General features: G+C 30.4%; 22 protein-coding genes. 10 read left to right on the forward strand and 12 right to left on the reverse strand.

The features are described 5' to 3' along the window. The first annotated feature begins 17 nt into the window (after nucleotides 1-17). On the forward strand, nucleotides 18-1,088 hold the full coding sequence (locus tag Q4528_RS09000; RefSeq protein ID WP_017636250.1) for an NAD/NADP-dependent octopine/nopaline dehydrogenase family protein: 1,071 nt from the start codon (nucleotides 18-20) through the stop codon (nucleotides 1,086-1,088). A gap of 71 nt (nucleotides 1,089-1,159) precedes the next feature. Further along, nucleotides 1,160-2,554: a Na+/H+ antiporter NhaC gene (gene nhaC / locus Q4528_RS09005; protein ID WP_303521301.1), complete on the forward strand. Its 1,395-nt coding sequence runs from the start codon at nucleotides 1,160-1,162 to the stop codon at nucleotides 2,552-2,554. Nucleotides 2,555-2,989: 435 nt separating this feature from the next. Here nhaC and Q4528_RS09010 read toward each other — a convergent pair whose 3' ends face one another. After that, entirely contained in the window at nucleotides 2,990-3,772 is a 783-nt protein-coding gene (locus Q4528_RS09010; protein ID WP_017636248.1) for a CHAP domain-containing protein, read from the reverse strand. Nucleotides 3,773-4,396: 624 nt separating this feature from the next. On the opposite strand from Q4528_RS09010, the gene Q4528_RS09015 reads away from it, so the two are divergent. From Q4528_RS09015 to Q4528_RS09030, 4 genes are all read left to right on the forward strand, one after another. Then, complete coding sequence (locus Q4528_RS09015; RefSeq protein WP_072291830.1) at nucleotides 4,397-6,370, forward strand: helix-turn-helix transcriptional regulator; 1,974 nt, start codon at nucleotides 4,397-4,399, stop codon at nucleotides 6,368-6,370. 40 nt (nucleotides 6,371-6,410) lie between these two features. Next, a complete protein-coding gene (locus tag Q4528_RS09020) occupies nucleotides 6,411-7,133 on the forward strand; it encodes a transcriptional regulator, SarA/Rot family (protein WP_046467137.1) in 723 nt (240 codons plus the stop codon). Nucleotides 7,134-7,161: 28 nt separating this feature from the next. Beyond that, entirely contained in the window at nucleotides 7,162-7,491 is a 330-nt protein-coding gene (locus tag Q4528_RS09025; protein ID WP_046467138.1) for a PH domain-containing protein, read from the forward strand. Nucleotides 7,492-7,905: 414 nt separating this feature from the next. Next, the gene (locus Q4528_RS09030) at nucleotides 7,906-8,247 is read left to right on the forward strand and encodes a transcriptional regulator, SarA/Rot family (protein ID WP_029055839.1); all 342 of its coding nucleotides are present in this window, start codon (nucleotides 7,906-7,908) and stop codon (nucleotides 8,245-8,247) included. Nucleotides 8,248-8,596: 349 nt separating this feature from the next. Here Q4528_RS09030 and Q4528_RS09035 read toward each other — a convergent pair whose 3' ends face one another. From Q4528_RS09035 to Q4528_RS09065, 7 genes are read right to left on the reverse strand one after another with little or no spacing between them, the layout of a single operon-like run. Beyond that, complete coding sequence (locus Q4528_RS09035; RefSeq protein ID WP_017638565.1) at nucleotides 8,597-9,433, reverse strand: urease accessory protein UreD; 837 nt, start codon at nucleotides 9,431-9,433, stop codon at nucleotides 8,597-8,599. Further along, complete coding sequence (gene ureG, locus Q4528_RS09040; protein WP_017638564.1) at nucleotides 9,433-10,047, reverse strand: urease accessory protein UreG; 615 nt, start codon at nucleotides 10,045-10,047, stop codon at nucleotides 9,433-9,435. The genes Q4528_RS09035 and ureG overlap by 1 nt, the downstream gene beginning before the upstream one ends. Nucleotides 10,048-10,059: 12 nt before the next feature. Next, nucleotides 10,060-10,749, reverse strand: a complete 690-nt coding sequence (locus Q4528_RS09045; RefSeq protein WP_046467139.1) for an urease accessory protein UreF — start codon at nucleotides 10,747-10,749, stop codon at nucleotides 10,060-10,062. Further along, nucleotides 10,742-11,194 (reverse strand): urease accessory protein UreE, encoded by a 453-nt coding sequence (gene ureE / locus Q4528_RS09050; protein ID WP_017638562.1) that lies wholly within the window; start codon nucleotides 11,192-11,194, stop codon nucleotides 10,742-10,744. Before ureE ends, Q4528_RS09045 begins: the two co-directional genes overlap by 8 nt. A gap of 14 nt (nucleotides 11,195-11,208) precedes the next feature. Next, nucleotides 11,209-12,924: an urease subunit alpha gene (gene ureC / locus Q4528_RS09055; RefSeq protein WP_046467140.1), complete on the reverse strand. Its 1,716-nt coding sequence runs from the start codon at nucleotides 12,922-12,924 to the stop codon at nucleotides 11,209-11,211. Next, entirely contained in the window at nucleotides 12,924-13,331 is a 408-nt protein-coding gene (locus Q4528_RS09060; RefSeq protein ID WP_017638560.1) for an urease subunit beta, read from the reverse strand. Before Q4528_RS09060 ends, ureC begins: the two co-directional genes overlap by 1 nt. Before the next feature lie 13 nt (nucleotides 13,332-13,344). After that, entirely contained in the window at nucleotides 13,345-13,647 is a 303-nt protein-coding gene (locus Q4528_RS09065; protein WP_017638559.1) for an urease subunit gamma, read from the reverse strand. A gap of 264 nt (nucleotides 13,648-13,911) precedes the next feature. Here Q4528_RS09065 and yut point away from each other — a divergent pair, with 264 nt between their 5' ends. After that, entirely contained in the window at nucleotides 13,912-14,823 is a 912-nt protein-coding gene (yut, locus tag Q4528_RS09070) for an urea transporter (protein WP_029055840.1), read from the forward strand. 51 nt (nucleotides 14,824-14,874) lie between these two features. Here the strand turns inward: yut and Q4528_RS09075 are convergent, their stop codons facing one another. Genes Q4528_RS09075 through Q4528_RS09090 form a run of 4 tightly spaced genes read right to left on the reverse strand, consistent with a single transcriptional unit; the run spans nucleotide 14,875 to nucleotide 17,864 of the window. Then, nucleotides 14,875-15,564 carry an amino acid ABC transporter permease gene (locus Q4528_RS09075; protein WP_303521307.1) on the reverse strand — a complete coding sequence of 230 codons (690 nt, stop codon included), beginning with the start codon at nucleotides 15,562-15,564 and terminating at the stop codon, nucleotides 14,875-14,877. Nucleotides 15,565-15,575: 11 nt separating this feature from the next. Beyond that, complete coding sequence (locus Q4528_RS09080; RefSeq protein ID WP_029055842.1) at nucleotides 15,576-16,259, reverse strand: amino acid ABC transporter permease; 684 nt, start codon at nucleotides 16,257-16,259, stop codon at nucleotides 15,576-15,578. 1 nt (nucleotide 16,260) lies between these two features. Further along, nucleotides 16,261-17,088: an amino acid ABC transporter substrate-binding protein gene (locus tag Q4528_RS09085; protein ID WP_070453748.1), complete on the reverse strand. Its 828-nt coding sequence runs from the start codon at nucleotides 17,086-17,088 to the stop codon at nucleotides 16,261-16,263. Nucleotides 17,089-17,114: 26 nt separating this feature from the next. Further along, nucleotides 17,115-17,864, reverse strand: a complete 750-nt coding sequence (locus Q4528_RS09090; RefSeq protein WP_017638554.1) for an amino acid ABC transporter ATP-binding protein — start codon at nucleotides 17,862-17,864, stop codon at nucleotides 17,115-17,117. Nucleotides 17,865-18,019: 155 nt separating this feature from the next. Between Q4528_RS09090 and Q4528_RS09095 the strand changes: the two genes are divergently transcribed. The 3 genes from Q4528_RS09095 to Q4528_RS09105 all read left to right on the forward strand — a co-directional run bounded on the left by Q4528_RS09095 (nucleotide 18,020) and on the right by Q4528_RS09105 (nucleotide 21,298). Further along, complete coding sequence (locus Q4528_RS09095) at nucleotides 18,020-19,165, forward strand: acyl-CoA dehydrogenase family protein (RefSeq protein WP_046467142.1); 1,146 nt, start codon at nucleotides 18,020-18,022, stop codon at nucleotides 19,163-19,165. A 129-nt stretch (nucleotides 19,166-19,294) separates the two neighbouring features. Continuing rightward, the gene (locus tag Q4528_RS09100; RefSeq protein ID WP_017638552.1) at nucleotides 19,295-20,203 is read left to right on the forward strand and encodes an ABC transporter substrate-binding protein; all 909 of its coding nucleotides are present in this window, start codon (nucleotides 19,295-19,297) and stop codon (nucleotides 20,201-20,203) included. 156 nt (nucleotides 20,204-20,359) lie between these two features. Beyond that, nucleotides 20,360-21,298, forward strand: coding sequence for a nucleoside hydrolase (locus Q4528_RS09105; protein WP_017638551.1), 939 nt, complete (start codon nucleotides 20,360-20,362; stop codon nucleotides 21,296-21,298). Nucleotides 21,299-21,319 lie beyond the last annotated feature (21 nt).

The following is a 21,319-nucleotide window of genomic DNA, read 5'->3' on the forward strand; positions in this document are numbered from 1 at the left end:
AAGAAAGAGGTTTTTATATGAAAATTGCAATTATTGGATCAGGTAATGGTGCAGTAACAGCTGCTTTAGATATGGTAGACAAAGGGCATGATGTTAAATTATATTGCCGAAATCAATCTATTGAAAAGTTCAATAAAGCATTTGAACGTGGTGGGTTTGATTTTAATAATGAAGGCGAAGAAAAATTTATAGAATTCACTAATATTAGTGATGATATTGAAGATGTAATGAAAGATGCAGAAATTATTCAAGTTATTATTCCTTCTTCATTTATAGAATATTATGCAAAAGTGATGTCTTATCATGTGACAAATGATCAATTAATATTCTTTAACATTGCAGCTTCTATGGCATCTATTCGTTTTATGAATGTATTAGAAGACAGACATATTGATGTTATGCCTAATTTTGCAGAAGCGAATACATTAACATATGGGACTCGTGTTGACTTTAATGAAGCACGTGTTGATTTATCTTTAAACGTACGTAGAGTTTATTTCTCAACATTTAACAGAGAAGAATTGAATGATAGTTATGATAAAGTATCAGAAATTTATCCAAACCTAGTTAAAGAAGAAAGTTTACTTAAAACTAATTTAGAAAATGGTAACCCCGAAGTTCATCCAGGACCAACTTTATTAAATGTAGGTCGTATAGATTATGCAGAAGAGTTCTCATTATATAAAGAAGGAATAACAAAACATACGGTACGTTTACTTCATGGCATTGAATTAGAACGTTTAAATTTAGGACGTAAATTAGGTTTTGAGTTAGAAACCGCTAAAGAATCAAGAATTCAAAGAGGGTATTTAGAACGTAAAGATGAAGACGAACCATTAAATAGATTATTTAATACCAGTCCAGTATTTTCTCAAATTCCAGGTCCTAATCATGTGGAAAATAGATATCTGACAGAGGATATTGCATATGGTCTAGTGCTATGGTCAAGTTTAGGCCGTGTCATAGATGTACCTACACCTAATATAGATGCAGTCATTGTCATTGCTTCTACTATATTAGAACGTGATTTCTTTGAAGATGGTTTAACTGTAGAAGAATTAGGATTAGATAAATTAGATTTAGAATAATTACATGTCAAAAATATTGAAAGGAAAGAGGTCTTGTTTCAAAAAGAAAAGTATAGATAAGGGGAAAATATATGAAAAGACAACCAACTTTTTTAGAATCGATATCTACTATTATAGTTATGGTAATAGTAGTAACTACTGGTTTTGTAATATTTAACATACCTATTCAAGTATTGTTATTGATCTCTTCTGCATATGCAGCTTGTATTGCATACCGTGTAGGCTTACGATGGGGAGATTTGGAAGAAGGAATTTCTAAGCGTTTAAATACAGCAATGCCAGCTATATTTATCATTTTAGCAGTAGGTGTTATAGTTGGTAGCTGGATGTTTTCAGGTACAGTTCCGGCACTCATTTATTATGGTCTAAATTTCTTAAATCCGAGTTATTATTTAGTATCAGCTTTTATAATTAGTGCAATTACTTCAGTAGCAACAGGGACTGCTTGGGGATCTGCATCCACTGCAGGGATTGCTTTAATATCAATAGGAAATCAATTAGGCATTGATAGTGGTATGGCTGCCGGTGCAATTATTGCTGGAGCTGTTTTTGGTGATAAAATGTCGCCACTTTCTGATACTACCAATTTAGCTGCTTTAGTTACAAAGGTGAATATCTTTGCACATATCAAATCGATGATGTGGACAACAATTCCTGCATCAATCATAGGTTTAATTGTTTGGTTTTTTGCTGGATTACGCTACCATAGTCAAACTAATCCTAAACAAATTGAACAATTACTACATGAACTTGCAAAGATATATCATATCAATGTATTTGTATGGATTCCTTTAATTGTTATAATCATTTGTTTACTATGTAAAATATCTACAGTACCTGCGATGTTAATATCAAGTTTAAGTGCATTATTAGTCGGTACATTTAATAATCATTTCAATATTGTTGATGGATTTAAAGCGACATTTAATGGCTTTAGCCATACAATGACGAATCATAGCCATGTGTCGAATAATGTTAAAGCACTTATTGAGCAAGGCGGTATGATGAGTATGACCGAAATTATAGTTACGATATTTTGCGGTTATGCATTTGCGGGGATAGTAGAAAGAACAGGTTGTTTAGACGTATTGTTAAAAACTGTCTCTAAGGGTGTTAATTCAGTAGGGACACTGATTTTAATAACAGTTGTATGTTGTCTTATGTTAGTTTTTGCGGCAGGTGTAGCTTCTATCGTCATCATTATGGTTGGCGTTTTAATGAAAGAAATGTTTGAAGAAAGACAATTATCGCAAACTGTGTTATCAAGAACGTTAGAAGATTCAAGTACAATGGTGTTACCCTTAATTCCTTGGGGTACTTCAGGTATATACTATGCACAACAATTAAATGTAAATGTTAATGACTTCTTTATTTGGACAGTTCCTTGTTACATTTGCGCAATTATAGCAGTGATATATGGCTTTACAGGAATAGGAATTAAAAAAATTAATAAAAATGAAGTTTAAATTAATAAATAAGTGGAAAATAGTAAATACGTTAAAACAATTACATAGGTATAAATTGTAGCGATTATATCTTCATTATGTTTTAACTATGATAAATATCCTTCTAATTAGAGTAGGGGTTAAGTTTTGTAGCGGAATTTAACCGTGAAATATTAGACTAAACGAATTCTTTTAAACAACATATTAATAAATTGCCAATTATTATGAGAAAGACTAATCAAGAAATTTATTTGAATTTGTTTATAATCAAAGAACCAGGTGAGATATATTGATATTACCTGGTTCGTTTGGTTATTGACTATGTCGAATGATAAGTTACGACATTTTTGATGAGTAAATAATAGTTGCACTAATATAATATAAGAAGACCGAGCTATGAAATCACTAGAAAGTGACTTATAGTTCGGTCTTCTTTTTATTAATATTTAAAATTGATTAGTGAATGTAGTTATATGAAGCGGCTTGACTAGCTGAGATTGTACGTGAAGTAACAACACCAGCACCATGACCATAATTCATTTCAGATACACGTACTGAACCATTACTATTTACACTTTCAACATATGCAACGTGACCATATCCACCTTGAGTTGTTTGTAAAATAGAACCAGCAGCTGGTTTATTATTTACTGTATAACCTGCAGCTGCAGCAGCATTTGCCCAGTTATTAGCATTGCCCCAAGTTGATCCAACTTTACCACCTACGCGATCATATACGTAATAAGTACATTGACCAGCAGTATATAAGTTACCACCATTTGAAGATGCTTGAGATAATGATACACCGTTTGATGATGGTGCAGTAGTAGTAGTTACATGTACATTGCTGCTTGAAGTTGAGTAACTAGCACCAAGACCACCTGTACGTTGGTTGTTTTGATTATAAGCTTGTGTATTATAGCCGTAATCATAACTATTTTTGTAGCTATTGTAATTATTGTTATAACTATTGTAATTATTATTGTTGTAATTGTAAGCTTGAGTATTGTAACCATAATCGTAGCTATTATTTTGGTTTACTTGATTTGGACTCCAGTTACCTTTCCAAGTGTAGTGGTAGTTACCTTGTTGATCGATTGTGTATGAGTAACTATATGAACTTGGGTCATTTGGGTTGTAGCCCCCGTTATTATTTTCTGCTGCTTGAGCATCATGACTTGCAAAAGCGAAAGTAGCGATTCCTGCAGTTGCGATTGTAGCTGTAGCGATTTTTTTCATTTGATAAATATCCTCCTAAAATATGTTTAAAAAGTTTAAATAGCATTAATGCTATAGTTTATGTAAGTTTTATTTCGTTTGTTAACGACAAGACATACTTTACCAAAAAAAAGTGAATTTGTGTGCCTTGTTATTGATTTGTAATTTTATGCTAATATTGTTACACAATTTAAAATTAATATAATAGTACATGAAAGGCACATAAATATGGTGGTTAAGCTATTTATCAAATATATTAAAAAAGTTACAAAATGATGTGTTACATATCTGTAAATTTACAGAAAATTTAAATTGAATATAGATGAAAAGTATAAACAAAATTTTTAAGTGTGAGACAACCTCTTTTAATCATACGTTGACTAACGTGCATATTTTAAAATCAAAGTAAGATGAATGAGCAGTGATAAAATATTAAGAAATATGGATAAAGTAACATATAGTTCAAAACATGCTATTTAAATATAATTAAAAAATGATATAATATAAAAATAAATTGCTACTATAAATTTTTGAATCATTATACAATTAAGTAAGAAGATAGATGTTATCTAATTTAAAGATTTAAAAGAAATGGGGACAAAATAAAGATTAGAAATATGTCTATATGCAACGTGAGGAATTTAAATGATAGAAAATTATTCAATTCGTGTTTTCAAGAATTTAATTATTAATAATAGTAAAGAGACAAATGTTAAACTAGTTTATTGGTTGAAAGGGAATGGAGATATATTAATCAACTTAAAAAGATATAAAATGCAAACCGGTAGCATTGCACTTATTATGATTAATGATGTGTATCAAATTAATAGTGAAGAACAAGCTATAACTAGTCTAATAGAAATTTCGGCAAAGGATTTTATGAGATTTATGACTCCTGGGACGAGTTTATTAGGTGGAGAAATTAATTCAGAAAATCATACAAGAATATCTTGGTTATTAAAGAAACTAATTGAATTAAGATGTATCAATCAAACTCAATACATGACGATAGATAAAGTTATTAAATACTTGTGTATCGAACTATGTTCAGTTGATTCAAATATTAATGATAATGAAAAATTATCTTTTATTGCTGAACCAGTTCATGAATACTTAGTTAAGAATCATTCACAAAAAATTATTAAAAGTGATCTCGTGTCTGCTACAAAAATACCTAGCCAATTATTAACAGAAATGTTTCGTCATACGCCATTCAATAGTTTTAATCAATATTTAAATCATATTAGACTTAGATTTTGTTTATTAGATATTATTTCAACGAACCTTCCTATTGAAGATATAGCTGGTAAGCATGGGTTTAATCACTATTCTCGATTTATACAACTTTTTAAAGAAGCTTATGGACAAACTCCTAAATTAATTAGAAAGAAATACATAGGAACATCTATCTCAAATAATGAAACTGAAGAAATTAAATTGGACGAAAATGTGTTTAAACTTATACGTAATATAGAGAAAGGTTCTAATAACACATCTATACAATGTGATATTCAATTTTCTGCGCAAGACAAACAGAATTGTATTTTTCCATATCAACTTTATATAGAAATGAATAAATTAATGACGTTGAGTCATTTTGATTTATTAAAATTAAAAAATAAATTGAATTATAGAAGTAATGAGATACATCTCATTATTGACGTTGATTTTGAGTTAATTATGCAAAATATAAAAATATTTGAAGATAACATAACTCAATTGTTGACATTAATGGACGATGTACATATGACGCCTGTTTATAAAATCAAAACTAAACAATCTAAGTATTTTACAGCGCAAGAAAGAATAGCATTACAACAATTTATGAATACGTTGTTTCAAGTATCAAGACGCTTTAGAAATGAAAATATTGAATTTTTAATGCATGAATTAAGTTTATTTGAAATAAAAGAACTTAAGCAAATTTTAAATTCATATTTTGATAATCACATTTTGCTATGGAGACCTAATGAAGAACAATTAGCAATAGTTGAACAAGTTGAAACATTCGTTGACTATATTATTCTTCCAATAAATCAGACAGATAAAATCAAATTAGCGCAACCAAATAAGTTAATGATAAGTAATTTATTTACAAATACAACAAAAGAACTTATTGATATAGTTGATTTAAAAAATTTGAAAAATATATTTAAACATCTATGTAATATGAGATCTATTCATTTATATTGGCAACATTTAGATTTGAAAGAAAAACAGTCATCTCAAATTTCATTGTCAGATTCCATTTTATTTATGCTAAATATTTTTAATCAACTACGAGGGGATATAGTTTATCTAGATACACAATTATTAGTTACTAATTATAAAAATGAATATCAATGTATTGCACTATTTGATTTACCTATTTCCAAAAATCCAAATGTTGAGCAAGTTCAATTAAATTTCTCAAGTATTAATAAAATCACTCATGCTGAAATTAACATGATTAATTATCAAACATTTATGAAACCAATGAAAAACGATAATGAATCAATTGTAAGTGAAATGAAAATAGAGAACCTTTATTGGATTGGCGAAATGACTAAAAAAGACATAGAAGAAAGCTTAATTCGATTACCAAGTATGACAATAGCACATATTAAAATATTGATTTAGTTAATTATGCATGACTGATTAGTAGAGAGGAAGATATGTCATGTCATATGTGAAAATGAACTGTTTTGTAGCACACTATATGTTAGTTAAATTAGCTAATGATTATTTAAAATATTCATACCATTTAACTATAAATCATGTTAAATTACTCTACTTTATATTATATTTATATGATGAAAATAAGCATATAGATATTAGCCAACTCGAAATGTATAATAAGCGATCGAAATTTTCAATTTTAAAAATGTTGCAATATTTGTATCAAAACAATTGGATATCAAAAGAACGTGATGACAAAGATCAACGAAAATTGGTTATTACTATGTCAGAACAACAGAAGAATAAAATTCATTTATTATTTAATGAAATTGATGAGATGCTAGAATCTCGAAAGATAGTTATAAATCAGAGAGTAAGTAACCACATTTTATATTTTATTAAATGTGGTGAGGTACTTGATGATATGGATGAACAATTAATGATTAATAATCTCTCTTTGGAAGAGGTGTATTTGTTAGCAATATTACTTAATAATGATAATAAAATGACAGTTAAGTATATGAGATATAAAACTCAAGTAGGTATAGTTTCTTTAAGTTCTATAATAAAAAAGTTAAATCAAAAAGGCTATATAATCAAAGAACGTAGTTTAGAAGATGAAAGAACGATTATATTAAAATTGAACGATTGTAAAGCATCCTTAATACTTTCTATTATTGAATCATGTTACAATACTTTAAAACAAGGAATGAAGAACTTGTAAATTAGTAAGTGATAGAAGGAGTTAACATATGATTTTAGATAATGTAAATCCCAATGATTTATTTCCAACAGAGAAAAAAGGGCCTTCTGTATTAGGCATTATGGATTACGAAGTTAGAGGACAGTCACAATTTGAAGGTGCATTTATAGCTACTTCAGAAAGAATTATAATGAATGTAGATATGAATGGACAATTTTATTATAGAAGTATTGGGTATGATGAAGTTAATGATATACAATATGATGGTAAAACAATCACTTTTGATTTCAATATTGGTAAAATTCCAATGCATGATTTTAAATCTAACGATGTACAAAGTTTTGTTGATTTTGTTAAAGAAAAATTACAATCAAAGTAATTTAGAGTTTCAAAATCAGCTGAATTAAAATTATTAATATAGCGATAAACCGTGAATAAATTAATTCTTAATTTTTTCTGGCTTATCGCTTTTTTATTTTAAAAGTTTAAACATGTAGAATTACTTCTAAAAAGTCAATTAATCAGATAGTTATTATAAAATAATTAAAATATAATCAATAATTAAAAGTATTAAAATTTTGATATGCATATTTTAATAACCTTGAATAAAGTTAAATAAATGTTTGTGAAAAGTAATAAATATATAAATGCAAATTCGAGTAATAAAATTATTGAATTTTTATACTTGTTTGTTTAAAATGAACTTTGTAACATGGGTGGAGTTCAATTCAGTTAGATGAAATTATGTGAGCCTTGCTACAACAAGATGTGCATCAGAGGAGTGGTTTTTAAAATGGCAAAAATAAAAAATATTAATGATTTAGTAGAAGCTACATTTCAAGTGAAAAAGTTCTTTAGAGACACTAAAAAGAAATATAATTTGAATTATGAGGAAATTTATATTTTGAATTATATCTTAAAAAGTGGTTCTACTGAGATTTCTTCTAAAGAAATTGCGACATGTTCTGAATTTAAACCATATTACTTAACAAAAGCATTACAAAAACTAAAAGAGTTAGATTTATTATCGAAAAAAAGAAGTGTTCATGATGAACGTACAGTTATAGTATATGTAACTAAAGAACAAAAAGATAAAATTAAAAAGCTCATTGATGAATTAGAACAATATATCTAAGTAACTCGTTTTATTATATTGTATTTCTTATATTAAGGGTTCAAATTCAGGTGATTGATGTAATGGAAAAGTAGGTTTTGGAATTGAGAAGTGGAATGGAGTATATAAATTTATATGATATGCTCCATTTAATAGGGTAGCTAGGAAATGATAGATGTTGATCAGTAAGAAAGTTTATTAAATAGAAAAGAGATTTATTTAATGGTTAGTGAATGTGTTTTTATTGTTAATACGATAAAGAGTATCCATTGATCACAAATTGAATAGCATCTAAACTACATAATATAGCTTCATCCTTATTTTTTAGCTTGAAAAAGGCATGGTTACATTTGTAACCATGCCTTTTAATTTAATATTTTCTTAAAAAGTTAATTTCTCTATCATACAGTTCATTAGCAATATAAGATTGGGCTTTTTCAAGTATGGATTCTATATACTGCGTACGGTTAGACAAAATTCTAATTGAAAGTCCATGAGTAGGTAATTGCGTTATACCTAATCGACAGTTTAATTCTTTCTCAAAGTGTTTAATTTGATTATAAATTTCATCAATGAATTTTTGATTTACACTAGGATGAATAAAATATGCTGAGCCTAAGTGTGTATAATTTTCCATGTAACCTAAAGAATCAATTGAATTTTTTTCAGGATTTAACATAAGATTGTCGTATGTTACGAGTTCATTATTGATATAAATTTCATTAACTAAATGCATATATTTATATGAAAAGTTTTTATCATCTGATGAGTAACCAGGTGTGAGAATATCGGTATAAAACATCGCACTTGTTTCATCTAAATCAAAACGATTGTGTTGATAAAATTTAGCATTTTCATAAGCAATGATTGGATCAGCTACGTATTCCATATAAGCATTAGGTTTTAATTGGAAAGTTTGATATTGTTCAACATGATCTTTTAAAGTTTTATAAATTTTTGTAGCACCTTGAGACGTTAATGTGACACTAGCATTATCTTCAATATTGAAATTCATAGAATAACGGTCACCATCAAGGTAACCACCACCTACATTAACAATATAGAAAGTAGGGGTAGTTGACCCATTTAGGTAAACAGGACGTATGACTTTTAATGCTTTTTCAAAAAAGATGTCACGTGCTACAGAACGTTTACCATTGTTAAAAACCGTTAAATCAAGTTGACCTGTCCAAGATTGTTGAGACATTATGATAATCCTTTTAGTAACGTATCTCGTTCAATCCACTCAATAACTTCATCTAGGCCTTCATCTGTTTTTAAGTTTGTAAATGCGAATGGTCTGTCACCACGAAATACTTTTGTATCTTCAGCCATTTGGTCTAAAGAAGCGCCAACGTGAGGTGCTAAGTCTGTCTTATTAATGATAAAGAAATCAGATTTAATCATACCTTGTCCACCTTTACGTGGAATTTTTTCACCTTGGGCAACGTCGATAATATAAATTGAAAAGTCAACAAGTTCAGGACTAAATGTTGCAGCTAAATTATCGCCACCAGATTCAATGAAAATAAGTTCGATGTCATCATTTCTTTCTAACAATTCATCAATAGCAGCAAAGTTCATAGAAGCATCTTCACGAATTGCTGTATGCGGACAACCACCAGTTTCAACACCGATAATTCTATCTTCTGGTAAGACACCTGTATTGACTAAGATTTTTTCGTCTTCTTTTGTATATATATCGTTTGTTATAACGCCAATGCTCATATCTTTAGCTAGACGTCTAACAACTTTTTCTATTAATTGAGTTTTACCTGCACCAACAGGTCCACCAATTCCAATTTTAATTGGTTCAGTCATATATTTGACCTCCTATGAAATAAATATTCTTACATTTACATTTTCGTGTTCCATTTGATTTAATTCTAATCCAGGCGCAGTCATACCAAAGTCACTTTCATCAAGAGATAAAACATGATTTCGTGTTTCTTCTATATAAGGAATCATTTGAGTTACTACTTTTTGACCGGCAGTTTGACCTAAGGGAATAGCTCTTACTGCATTTTGCGTGAGACTAGATACATTTTGATAGAGATAATAATCAATAATTGTACTAATATCAACGCCTAAATAATGACCAAGCATAGTAAAACAAATTGCTGGATGTAACTTAGCTTTTTTATTTTTCATTTGTTCATGATACCATTGAATCCATTCACTATCGTATAATTCCATAGCTAATTTCACCATTCGAGTGCCCATTTGTTTAGCTCCGACACGAGTTTCTTTAGGTAAACTTTGAACAAAGATAAGTCGATCCATACGTAAGATTTTATCAACATCATTATTGTCTAAGGCTTCGTATACAATTTTCATTGCTAAACCATCAGAATAAGTTAGCTGTTCATTTAAAAATAATTTTAACCATTGAACAAATGTTAAATCATCATGTACCGCTTCATGTTGAATATATGTTTCCAAGCCGAATGAATGACTAAATGCACCGGTTGGAAACTGTGAATCACAGAACTGAAATAAGCGTAAATTTTGATGATCAATCATGAGAATGTCCTATATGTCTAAACGCTTGGTTTACTTTTCTATCTTCATGACTATAAGGAATACCTAAAGATTTAAGTAAATCTTCAACGAGATAGTCATATTGTACTAACATCTCAGTTTCTGTGAACTGTGCAGGTAAATGACGATTACCAAGTTGATGGGCAATATCTCCCATTTCTTTTAATGTACGTGGTTTGATAACAAGTAAATCTTCAGAATTTACATCAACGATAATCATGTTTGTATCATCTTTATATAAAATATCACCGTACTGTAAATCGATAGGTTGTTTCAAACGAATACCAATTTCATTACCATGATCCGTTTTTACGCGTTGGATACGTTTAACTAAGTCAGAATTTTCTAGATAAACTTTTTCTACATGTTTATTTTTTTCATCAGCTGATAAATTAGCAATATTGCCTTGAATTTCTTCTATAATCATTAACAATTTTCCTCCTAGAACAAGAAGTATCTTTGAGTTAATGGTAACTCAGTAGCAGCTTCACTTGTAATTTTTTCACCGTCAACAAATACTTCATATGTTTGTGGATCAACGTCTAATTTAGGTGTTGCACTGTTATTTTTCATATCTGCTTTAGATAAGTTACGAATGTTTTTAACAGGTCTTACCATACGTTGTAAGTTAAGTTGTCTATAAATACCATTTTCAAATGCAGTGTTAGAAACGAAAGTCATTGCTGTATGAGTGATATTACCACCATATTGACCATACATTTTACGATATTTCATAGGTTCTGAAGTTGGAATAGAGCCATTAGCATCACCGTTAACTGCTACATTGATTAAACCACCTTTAACTACAAGTTCAGGTTTAACGCCAAAGAACGCAGGATCCCATAATACAAGGTCAGCTAATTTACCTGATTCAATTGAGCCAACATATTCTGAAATACCATGTGTAATCGCAGGGTTAATAGTATATTTAGCGATATAACGTTTAATACGATTGTTATCATTATATTCTGAGTCGCCTTCTAAAGCACCACGTTGTTCTTTCATACGATGAGCAGTTTGCCAAGTACGTGTAATCACTTCACCTACACGACCCATAGCTTGAGAGTCAGAACTAATCATACTGAATACTCCCATATCTTGTAATACGTCTTCTGCAGCAATTGTTTCTTTACGAATACGAGAATCCGCGAATGCAATATCTTCAGGAATAGAAGCATTTAAATGGTGAGTAATCATTACCATGTCTAAATGTTCGTCTACAGTATTATGTGTATAAGGTAGAGTTGGGTTTGTAGATGAAGGTAAAATATTTGAATATGAAGCGGACTTAATTAAGTCAGGTGCGTGACCACCACCAGCACCCTCAGTATGGTACATGTGTAACACACGGTTCTTAATTGCTTTCATAGTGTCTTCCATAAATCCAGCTTCATTCAATGTATCAGCATGTAAAGCGATTTGGACATCGAATTCATCTGCAACATCTAAAGCATGACTTAAAGCTGAAGGCGTTGCACCCCAGTCTTCGTGTACTTTTAAACCAATAACCCCAGCGTGAATTTGTTCAATAAGTGCTGTATGATTGACAGCTTGCCCTTTACCTGTGAAACCTACATTGATAGGTAATGCTTCAGCAGCTTCTAACATACGATGTATATGCCAAGGTCCAGGTGTAACTGTAGTTGCTTTTGCACCTTCAGATGCACCAGTTCCGCCACCAATATGAGTAGTGATACCACTTTCTAAAGCAACTTCAGCTTGTTCTGGGTTAATAAAGTGAACGTGTGTATCAATACCACCCGCTGTAACAATTTTACCTTCAGCAGAAATAATATCTGTTGTACTTCCGATGATTATATTGACGTTATCCATAATATCTGGATTACCCGCTTTACCGATTGCAAAAATATAGCCGTTTTTAATACCGATATCGCCTTTAATTACCTTGTCATAGTCAATAATGACTGCATTAGTTATAACTAAATCGGCTACATTTTTATCATCACGAGTCACGTTAGGATTTTGAGCCATACCATCACGGATAGATTTTCCGCCACCGAAAGTTGCTTCGTCACCATAATTGGCATAATCTTTTTCAACTTCTGCGAATAGGTTAGTGTCGCCTAATCTAATTGCATCTCCAACTGTTGGACCATATAAACTTGTATATTGTGATTGAGTCATTTTAAAGCTCATTATCTTTTACCACCTTTTTTATTGGTATTTTCATGACCTTCGTCATTATAAACACCAGCGTACTCGTCGTCTTCACCAGTAGGGCGATAAACACGGGAGCCATCAATTGGACCATTAACGAATCCACGGAAACCATAAATTCTACGGTTACCAGAATACTCTACTAGTTGCACGTGTTTTACATCGCCAGGTTCAAATCTGACAGCGGCACCAGCTGGAATATCTAAATGTTTACCATATGCTTTGTCTCTTTCAAATTCTAAACCTAAGTTAGCTTCAAAAAAGTGGAAATGTGAACCAATTTGAATAGGACGATCTCCAACATTCTTAACTTCAATAACTGTTTCAGGTGAATTTGGATTAATTTCAATATCTGTTTTTTTTACTCTAATTTCTCCAGGAATCATACTTATGTCCTCCTTAGACAATTGGATGATGGACAGTGATTAATTTAGTTCCATCTGGGAATGTTGCTTCAATTTCAATTTCAGTAATCATACTTGCAACCCCATCCATAACATCTTCTTCATTTAAAATTGTTTTACCATAACTCATCAATTCAGCTACAGTTTTACCATCACGAGCACCTTCTAATAATTCATCGCTAATTAATGCAAGTGCTTCTGGATGATTTAATTTAAGTCCTCGCGCTTTTCTGCGACGAGCAACTTCTGCAGCTACAACTATCATTAGTTTATCTTGTTCACGTTGTGTAAAGTGCAAAATAATCCCTTCTTTCCCGAAATAAAGTTCGCAATAAACTTGCAAATTTTATATTAGGTCGATTTTTAATTTTAAACAAGTATAACGATTCCATAAATTTAAAAATTTAATTAAAATGGGCAAAACTTTTAATGATTACAGCGTGTTTACTAATATTATTTGAATTTTTTAATTAGTAAAACATTTTCATTCTTTATATCGAATTAATACACATTAATATTAAATTGTTGTATCATATTCATTGTCGAATTGGGGGAAAAGTTCATGAAATCCATTCAAATCATTTTGAAAAACATTTCACAAGTTTTATTAATTAATAATCATTACACAGGGCTTTTTATATTAATTGCATTATTTGTTGGTAATTGGAAAGTCGGAATAAGTGCATTAATTGGAAGTATCATTGCATACATACTTGCGCCATATATTAACTATTCTCAAGAAGAAATAGATAATGGATTAGCAGGTTTTAATCCTGTATTAACTGCAATAGCTTTGACATTATTTTTAAATGAAAACTGGGCAGGTATTCTAATTACATTGATGGCAACAATATTAACATTACCTGTTGGATCAGCAATAAGAGAATGGTTAAAGCCATACGGAATAGCAATGCTTACAGCACCATTTGTCATTTTGACGTGGTTTGCAGTTTCTATATCTGAACAAGTAAAAGCTGTGAAAACACCATTAAATTTATTACCAAACACCATTAAACCAGTGACAAGTAATTCTGGTCATCATTTAAATTTACTACATTCCATTTTAGATGGGTTTAGTGAAGTATTTTTAATACCTAGTGTATGGGCTGGATTATTAATACTTATTGGAATTTTAATTGGCTCAAGAAAAGCGTTTGTTTTTGCAATAGTAGGAAGTATTATTGGTTATTTAATTGTTGGTTTATTAGGTGGTAACACTGATAACATCAACCAAGGACTATTTGGATATAATTTAATTTTAACTGCAATAGCTTTAGGCTCAACATTTAAAACGTCAATTAATACATATGTTTCTGCCTTTTTAGGGTTATTACTAGCAGTACTATTAAATCTAGGTTTGAACACAATGCTTGAACCTCTTGGGTTACCTTCATTAACAATGCCATTTATATTAGCAACATGGATTATGTTATTTGCAGGCCGTCAAAATAGAGATATAGGAAGTAGAAATTAATTAAAAATTATGGGACTCACCATTAAAGTAGTGAGTCCCATAATTTTTTTATTAAGATGTTAAATAGTGTGTTGTGCGATGTTCAATTTTATGGAACACATACTCAATAACAATTGCCAATGCCCAGTAAAATATCGCTGCTACTGTATATACTGGTACAAATTGATAACCTTCATTAGCAATTTCAGTACTTATCGCCATAATTTCTGTTACTTGTACAGCAAAAGCAAGTGATGTTCCTTTTAATAACATAATAAATTGATTTTCAATATTAGGTAATGCATAGCCAAACGCTTGAGGGAAAACAATGCGTCTATAAACATTCCATTTAGATAAACCTACAGTTTGAGCAGCTTCAATTTGTTTAGGATCAACAGAAAGTAAACCACCTTCAATAGATTCTGATAAATAGGCCGTCGCATGCAATGCAAAGGTGATTGCAGCAATCATCAATGGATGTGCCATATCTGGATTAAGTGAAGTATGAAAAATTGAGTTGAACCATAGAATAAGTGCTGGCAAACCATAATAGAAAATGAATAATTGAACTATGAGCGGTGTACTTCTGAAAAATGAATTATAAACGATTACTAATTGAGATAGTACAGGTATTCGTTGCAATCGAATAATCGCAAATACTGTACCTATAATAATACCAATCAACATAGCTATAAGTGTAATTGCAATTGTATTTGGTACACCCTTTAAAACTTCAATGAAGGTATGTAAAATGAATGACATTTGATTGCCTCCTATGCTTGATATGGTTTTTCTGAAACTTTATTAATTAATGTAAACACACCTTGAACAATCAAAGCGAGCATCCAATATATAATAGAAATAACAATATATACTTCTAACATTCCTAAACCATAATTATTGCCAATAATAAGTTGAACTTGTCCCATCATGTCTATAATTCCAATAGTAAATGCTAACGATGTATCTTTAATTAATTCTATAATCTGAGTCGTTAAATTAGGAATACTGTTACGTAAAGCTTGTGGAACGATAATATTTTTTAGTATTCTCGGATAGCTTAAACCTACTGATAATCCAGCTTCAATCTGACTATATTCAACAGATAAATAACCAGCTCGAAAGACTTCTGATAAATAAGCAGCACTATGAAGACTAAAAGCTAATATTATGAAAAATAATCTGTCAAAGTGATTAATGTTTATATGAAATATTAATAAAAATTGAGGTAATGCAAAATATACTAAAAACAATTGAAGTAGAAGTGGGGTACTTCTCATAAATGATTGGTATATTCTGACGCAAGGCGCCAATATAGGCGTTTGTTTAATACGAATCATTGTTAATAATAGTCCTAATATAATGGCAAAGATTAAAGCACTTATAATCATTACTAGAGTAATAGGAAGTTGTTGTAATACTTGATTAAATAAATCTAACCATTGTGTGGCAGACATATTATTGCACCTCCAATTGTTTCTTATGCTTATTGATATTTTCTAAATCATCAAACACATCAATATCAAAATATTTTTTAGATAATTTTTGAAGTTTACCTTCTTTTTTTAATTCTTGAGTAGCTTGATCAATATCATCATGTAATTGTTGATTATCTTTGTTATAAACGATGTGAAGCGGTTCTTTTTTAACAATGCCACCAATTTTAACATCTTCATTTACTTTTTCTTGAATCGCTTTATATGTATTCCAATTTAAAAACATTGCATCACGTCGATGATTACCAACCATTTTTAAATTATCTCCATTAGAAGGTGCTTGAATCGTATCTATATTGATAGGTTCTTTATGTGACTTGTTATATTGTTTTAATATAGAAAATAAACCACCACTTGGTGCCATTGGAGTTAATCTCTTATTAGTTAAATCGCTAAGCTGATGTATATCATGATTATTTTTATTAACTGCAAGCATAGGTAATGCATAACTGTAAGGAACATCTTGATATAAAAATTGTTTTTCGCGTTCGGGTGTTTTAAAGAACCAATTAATTCCCATATCAAATTTTTTAGAACCTATACCTACTAGGTTAGACTCTTCTTCACCAACTTCATATTTAAAATGATATTGTGGTAATTTCTTCTCTAATAATTTCATATAATCCATATCAAGTCCTACAAATTCATTCTTTTTATTAGTATATAAATATGGAGGATTTACTTCTGCCGATAACGCTACTTTGATTTCTTTTGGATGAGCTTTAGTAGCACGTTGTGATTGATCATTTGAGCATGCAGATAAAGCTATAGTAGATATAAATACGCTCATTAATACTAACCAAGGGAAGAATCGTTTCAATTTACATCTACCTCCGTTCTAATACGTTGTATAAAACGTTGAATACGGTCATTATCTTGATTATATAAAACATCACTTGGTGAACCATGTACGACTAGTTCTCCGTTATCAATAAATAAAATTTGATCAGCAATAGCTTCAGCAAAGCTAATTTCGTGAGTTACTATAACCATTGTCATTCCTTGTTGTGCAATACGTTGTATAAGATTTAATACACTTTGGATTGATTCAGGGTCTAATGCAGATGTAGGTTCATCTAATAATAGTACTTTAGGATTTAATGCAAGTGCACGTACTATACCAACACGTTGACTTTGACCTCCTGATAGTTGGATAGGGTACTTATCTTTATGTTCTAATAAATTCACCATATTTAAGTGATCTTCAGCAATATGTATCGCTTCTCTTTTTCCTTTACCTTGCCCATAAATTAAGCCCTCAGTAATATTCTCTAATACGGTTTTGTTTTTAAATAAATTATAATTTTGAAAAACCATTGCTGATTGTTGTCGAAGATGATAAATATCTTTTTTAGTATGTTGTTCAGCATTAAATTGATAATCATCAATCGTTATCGAACCTTTAGAAGGAGTTGCGAGTGCGTTGAGAGTACGAAGTAAAGTTGTTTTTCCTGAACCACTAGGTCCAATAATAGCTGTCACGGTTCCCTGTTCTTGTGAAAAATTAATATCTTTTAAAACCTGATTTGAATGATAAAAATGAGATAAATGTTCTACTTGTATCAAGGTATCAGCTTCCCAAATATATTAAAGTAAATTTATCATATTAATTCTTATCGGTAAAGTAGGAATTATGAAATATCAGTCCTTTTATTTAATAATGTTGAGTGTTAAACTAAGGATAATTAACAAGCTATTAATACTATGATGAGGTGAAAATAATGACACAGTCATTCTTGGTGCAATCAGAGATACAACATAAATGGATAAAAAAGTTTAAAACAATAGAAGAGCAGTTTAAATCGTATGCGGAGCAAAATGATATTGCCTCACGCTTTCCATTTGAAAATATAGAGTGGTTAATTAATGAAGGATATACTTTATTAACATTACCAAAAGCATACGGCGGTGAAGGCGCTACGATTGAAGATATGGTTATTTTGCAAACTTATTTAGCAGAAATAGATGGCGCAACTGCCTTATCAATAGGTTGGCATTTAAGTGTAGTGGGTCAATTATTTGAACAACAATTGTGGGAGCCTGAATTATTAGAAGAATTTGCCGAAGCAGTGAAAAAAGGCGCACTCGTTAATCGTGCAGTAAGTGAAGCTGAAACTGGTAGCCCTACACGCGGAGGACGTCCGGCAACTCATGCAGTAAGAGAAAAAGACGGCTATATTTTAAATGGTGTCAAAACATTTACTTCAATGAGTAAGGCATTAACACACTTTATTGTAGGAGCATATGTAGAAGAATTAGATCAAGTAGGATTCTTTTTAGTTCCAAGAAATGTTGAAGGCGTGGACATCGCCGATAATTGGAACATGATTGGTATGCGTGCTACTGAAAGTCATGATTTAGTGTTAAATAATGTAAAAATTCCTCATAAATATTTTGTTGAACAGAAACGTAAACCTGGAGCAAATGGTTGGATTTTGCATATTCCTAGTGTCTATTTAGGAATCGCACAAGCAGCTAGAAATTACGCAGTAGATTTCACTAAAACGTATAGTCCGAATAGTATAGAAGGAACTATTGCAGAATTACCTACAGTTCAACAAAATTTAGGTAAAATGGAATCTCTATTATTATCGGCAAGACATTTTTTATGGAGTACTGCCCACGGTTATCAATTATATGAGAAAGACACAGAAATTTGGAATGAGACTTCTGCAAGTAAAGTACTTGTATTAAATCAAGGATTGGAAGTTGTAGATTTAGCAATGAGAATTGTAGGAGCAAAAAGTCTTGAGATGGAAAGACCATTACAAAGATATTATCGAGATATGCGCGCAGGTCTTCATAATCCTCCGATGGAAGATATGGCATATACTAATATTGCAAAAAGCATTACAGGATTAAAATAGTAATAAGTTACTTTATTGAAATAAATTTATTAAAATTTAAAAAAACTGGTGAAATTGCTTATTGTAAAAATATATGTAAAGTTGTATAATTTTAATGAAATTGATAATCGTTTTCAATGGGAGGAAAAAATGAAGAAATTATTATTACCTTTAATAGCACTAGTGTTAGTTTTAGCTGCATGTGGTAACAACTCAGACGATAGTTCAAAGAGTTCTGAGAAGAAATCTTACAAAACGGATGATGGGAAAACAATAAAAGTTCCTAAGGATCCAAAAAGAATTGCTGTTGTAGCTCCATCATATGCTGGTGGCGTGAAAAAATTAGGTGGAAATGTAGTAGCAGTAAGTAATCAAGTCGATCAAAGTGATATTTTGAAAGACAAATTTAAAGGTGTAACTAAAGTTGGAGACGATGATGTCGAAAAAGTTGCAAAAGAAAAACCAGATTTAATTATTGTCTTAGATCAAAATAAAAACATTAAAAAATATAAAAAAATCGCAGCAACTGTACCATTTAACTATGCGAAACATAGTTACTTAGAACAACAAGAAGAACTAGGTAAATTACTAGGTAAAGAAGATGCAGTTAAAAAATGGGAAAAAGAATGGAAAGATCAAACTTCTAAAGACGGCAAAGAGATTAAAGATAAAATTGGTAAAGATAAAACTGTAACTATCTTTGATGAATTTGATAAAAAATTATACACTTACGGCGACCATTGGGGACGTGGCGGAGAAATTTTATATCAAGCATTCGGTCTTAAAATGCCAAAATCAGTTGATGATTTAACTAAAAAAGCTGGATTTGCTGAAGTTAAACAAGAAAAAGTTGATCAATACGCTGGCGATTACATTGTATCTACAAGTGAAGGTAAAGCAACACCTGCATATGAAAAAACAAATATGTGGAAAAACTTACCTGCAGTTAAAAATGGTAATGTGATTAAAGTTAAAGCAGAAACATACTGGTATAATGATCCATATAGCTTAGACTTCATGCGTAAAGATTTGAAGAAAAAATTAATGGATACTAAATAAAAAGATAATAAAAAAACGATATCAATAACTTAGAAGTTGAGACGCAAATTGTGTCTCAACTTCTTTTATGTAGTAGTAAATTATGAATTTTGTTTGTGATTTCGATATAATTACATATAAATTGAAAGAAATAAAATAATAAAAAGGAGAAAAACAATGAAAAAAGTTTATTTTAATCATGATGGTGGCGTTGATGATCTTATATCTTTATTCTTACTTTTACAAATGGAAGAAATAGAACTTGTAGGTGTAAGCACGATTGGAGCAGATTGCTATTTAGAACCATCTTTAAGTGCGTCTATCAAGATTATCAATCGCTTTTCCAATCAAAAACTTGATGTTGCACCATCATTTGAAAGAGGGAAAAATCCATTTCCTAAGGATTGGAGAATGCATGCATTTTTCATGGACGCGTTACCAATTTTAAATGAAAAAGTTACTTTAACAAATTCAAAAGAAAATCATCTTGAGGCTTATGAAGATATCATTAATATTCTTCAAAATACTGAAGAAAAAATTACATTGTTATTTACTGGTCCTTTAACTGACTTAGCTAAAGCATTAAAAATACAACCAACTATAGTGAACAAAGTAGATAAATTAGTTTGGATGGGAGGAACATTTTTAGAAAAAGGTAATGTTGAAGAACCAGAGCATGACGGCACGGCAGAATGGAATGCGTTTTGGGATCCAGAAGCGGTGAAAACAGTATTTGATAGTGATATCAAGATAGATATGGTAGCTTTAGAAAGCACCAATCAAGTTCCTTTAACTTTAGAAGTGAGACAACGTTGGGCAGATGAACGTCATTATACAGGTATTGATTTCTTAGGTGTTAGTTATGCAGCTGTACCACCATTAACACATTTTATAACAAATTCGACTTACTTTTTATGGGATGTGTTAACAACAGCTTATGTAGGTAATCCTAAATTAACTAAATCAGTTAAATTGAATGTAGATGTTATAGCACATGGTCCAAGTCAAGGTAGAACATTTAAATGTAATGATGGCCGAGAGGTTAATGTGATTAATTATGTAGAGCGAAATAATTTCTTTAATTATATAAGTGATTTAGCAAAACGTGTCAACTAATGTAAACTTTTTATTCCATTA

This window comes from Staphylococcus pasteuri (assembly GCF_030547725.1).
GTDB lineage: Bacteria > Bacillota > Bacilli > Staphylococcales > Staphylococcaceae > Staphylococcus > Staphylococcus pasteuri.